The sequence below is a fragment of the Microcoleus sp. BM001215392 genome, from assembly GCF_036700185.1.
Classification (GTDB): Bacteria; Cyanobacteriota; Cyanobacteriia; order Cyanobacteriales; family Microcoleaceae; genus Microcoleus.
In genome coordinates, this window is record NZ_JAUBOJ010000552.1 from 1 (window position 1) to 3,631 (window position 3,631).

The window sequence follows — 3,631 nt, forward strand, 5'->3', positions numbered from 1 at the left end:
CGCCCCTACGTTTCTGGTAAGTACGATCGCGACTACGAAGACTTCAACCTCAGCGGCAAACAAGCAACAGCCTTTAATTCAGTGGTAGCATTTACCAAAACTCGGAAAATCCCCCTAATTTTCGTCAATTTGCCCCTCACCGACGACTACTTAGATCCCACTCGCCGATCGGCAGAACAGCAGTTTAGACAACGAATGCAGCAACTCTCGCGACAAAAAGGCTTCGCCTTCCGCGACTTGTCCCAGCGGTGGCCAAATCGCAACGAATATTTCTTAGATCCCAGCCACCTCAATCGTTTTGGGGCGATCGCCGTTTCGCGCATCCTCGCCTCCGATACCAGCATTATCTGGCCAGGGCCCAAATCCCGGAACACAGATGGATGATGCGATTTGCCATGAGGAATGACAGATTGTATAAGGGTTTGGAGCTTTCCTGCTTCGCAGTGCGAGCCTCCCCGCGATCGGCCAGAAACCATCCCCGCGATCGGGGATTCAGTCTAAAATCTAAATAATCTAAAATCCCAAATCTCAAATCTCAAATCGCAAGATTGTGCAACTAAAACAAGTAATTATCGCCCACAAAGCCCGAGACACCCTCAGCCAGCGGTGGGCCGAACAATGCGCCCGCCAGTTAGAAAGTCGTGGCTGTCATGTTTTAATGGGCCCCAGCGGCCCGAAAGATAACCCGTATCCGGTGTTTTTAGCTTCTAGTAACAGCCCGATCGATCTAGCCGTAGTTCTCGGCGGCGACGGTACGGCGCTGGCTGCGGCGCGGAATTTGGCTGCTGACGGCATCCCGATTTTAGCTGCGAATGTGGGGGGACATCTGGGTTTTTTAACCGAGTCTTTTGAGGATTTCCAAAATACTGAGGAGATTTGGGACAGACTCGCCGAAGATAGGTATGCCGTCCAGAAGCGCATGATGTTGCAGGCGGCGGTGTTTGAGGGAAACCGAACTAATCTCGAACCGGAAAGCGATCGATTTTTGGCACTCAATGAAATGTGTGTTAAACCTGCTTCTGCCGATCGAATGCCGAGCTGTATTTTGGAAATGGAAGTTGACGGCGAAGTAGTCGATCAATATCAAGGCGACGGTTTAATTGTGGCAACTCCCACCGGTTCGACTTGCTACACCGCATCCGCCAACGGGCCGATTATTCACTCGGGAATGGACGCGATCGCAGTTACTCCAATTTGCCCTTTAAGTTTATCCAGTCGGGCTGTAGTTTTGCCACCCCGTTCCGTCGTCAGCATTTGGCCTTTAGCAGATTACGAACTCAGCACCAAACTCTGGATGGACGGCATTTTAGCTACGGCAATTTGGCCGGGACAGCGGGTTGACGTGCGGATGGCAGATTGCGAAGCTAAGTTTATCATTTTGCGAGAAAACTATTCTTATTACGGCACTTTGAGGGAAAAACTTCAGTGGGCCGGAGCCCGAATTCGGTACAGCAACAATCACCGCAATTAATCCAAATCATTCACGACTGACTTATATTGACCTGTAGAGGATGTCTCGATCTTTCAATAGATTCTCTACAGGTCAATATATAGCAATTTTAGGGAAAGATGATGTACAACTTGAGATTTGAGATTTTCTATTTTTAAATTTGAGGATTTTGTAATTGTTAATTATACCAATTTAAAACGAAATAACAGTATTCTTGTCCCCCCCCTTTACAAGGGGGGGCTAGGGGGGGTGAATTGGTCTCTGAGGCTAATTCCAACTCTTGTCCCCCCGGGGCTAGGGGGGGTGAATTTACCGGGCGTGAATGGGGATGTGCTGCACCCGAAGCATTTACCAAACGTCTGGGAGAAATGCAAATTGTGCTGCAAAACCAAGACAACCGCGAACACGACATTCTCGACTCCGACGATTATTATCAATTCCAAGGCGGAATGACTGCGGCAATTCGCAATTTGCAAGGGAAAAATCCTGAAACCTATTTCGGCGATAACTCGATTCCCGAAAATCCAAAAGTGCGACAACTAAAAGAAGAAATTGCGCGGGTTTATCGCAGCAGGGCGGTAAATCCGAAATGGATTGAAGGGGCGATGCGCCACGGTTATAAAGGTGCTTTTGAAATTGCCGCCACTGTCGATTTTTTGTTTGCTTACGATGCTACGGCGAATTGTGTTGAAGATTTTATGTATGAAGGAATTGCACAGGCTTACATTTTTGATGAAAAAGTTCAGGGATTTATCCAAGAAAATAATCCTTGGGCGCTGCGAGATATGGCGGAAAGATTGTTAGAAGCTCGCCAGCGGGGGTTGTGGGAGAGTGCTAATCAGGATACTCTTGATAAATTGCGATCGATCGCCCTGCAAGCCGAAGCAGTCATCGAATCCCATACAGAAATACGCAATTAACATCAGCAGCCCGTTTGCGGTAATATCTACTAATGTTTCGCGAACGGTGAAAGCTGTATGATTCGCCGCTACATTGCTACTATCAGCACTAACATCTTAAAACGTACCTGCACCGCGATCGCCGCGATCGCCCTAACCACAGTCGGATGTTCGCCGCCCAAGCCACCCAACACCGCAGCGCCATCTAGCTCGATCGCCTCATCCGCAGTCCTAGCACAGCCACCAACCTCTGTGTTAGCCGGAAACCCCAATAAAACCCAAAAATCCATCAGCGTTCCTTCCTGCGCCCAAAACGAACCATTTGCAGACTCAGTTAACTTTGCCACCAAGGCCGCAAATTTGGCTCAATCAGCCAATTCAAAACAAGAGTGGGACGAAGTAGCAGCCCAATGGGTACAAGCCGTAGCCTGGATGCAAGCGGTTCCCCCCGGTAGTCCCAGGCGGGCGTTTGCTGAAAAAAAAGTCACCGAGTACATGAAAAATCTGGTTTATGCGCAACAGCAAGCGGGCGCAAGTCGATCGCAAGCCAGTACAGTCAGCTTCAGCAGCGATTTGCTCGACGAACAGCTAGAACTATACCTATCCTACGTTGCAGCCGTCGGGCCGCCAGATGTTTTGATTGTCGGTAGTTCCCGGGCGTTGCAGGGCGTCGATCCCAAACAGCTAAAACAATCTTTGGCTGCTAACGGGAGTCCGGGTTTAAAGGTATTTAACTTTGCAGTCAACGGCGCAACTGCCCAAGTTGTTGACTTTCAACTGATCCGGCTGTTGAAGCCGGATCATTTGCCTCAAATGATTGTCTGGGCAGACGGTGTGCGCGCATTTAACAGCGGTCGGGACGATCGCACTTTTAATTCGATCTTAGGCTCCGAAGGCAGCAAGCTTTTAGCCGCAGGCGTTCGTCCCAAACTCGCGTCTGGTGAGCCTAACGTGATTCCCCAGTGTTACAGATTCCCGCAGTTGTGCGCTAACAGCACTTTTCGCCGAAATCGAGCATCGGTCGATCGACCTTTGAGGGCTGGGCGAGAAGCCCACCCCACAGTCAAATTCGTCACGAGTGGAACAGGCATGGAGCCTGTTGCCCAGAATGCAGTATCACAAACAAAACTAGCCATCAGACAAGTCAGCGAATTAGCAGATGCGATCGACTCCAACGGATTCATGTCAATGTCGGGCAGTTACAATCCCGACACATATTACCGACAACGCCCCTACGTTTCTGGTAAGTACGATCGCGACTACGAAGACTTCAACCTCAGCG

The 3,631-nt window shown here is 49.7% G+C and carries 2 protein-coding genes and 2 pseudogenes; all 4 read left to right on the forward strand.

Going from position 1 to position 3,631, the window contains the following annotated elements; translation table 11 throughout:
- Positions 1-384: pseudogene (locus QT974_RS32485) on the forward strand (hypothetical protein); the annotation flags it as partial.
- Between the two features lie 166 nt (positions 385-550).
- On the forward strand, positions 551-1,471 hold the full coding sequence (locus QT974_RS32490) for an NAD(+) kinase (RefSeq protein WP_333472483.1): 921 nt from the start codon (positions 551-553) through the stop codon (positions 1,469-1,471).
- Between the two features lie 305 nt (positions 1,472-1,776).
- A pseudogene (locus tag QT974_RS32495) lies at positions 1,777-2,370 on the forward strand (cobaltochelatase subunit CobN); the annotation flags it as partial.
- A gap of 57 nt (positions 2,371-2,427) precedes the next feature.
- A partial coding sequence (locus QT974_RS32500) for a hypothetical protein (RefSeq protein WP_333472484.1) occupies positions 2,428-3,631 on the forward strand: 1,204 nt, incomplete at its 3' end.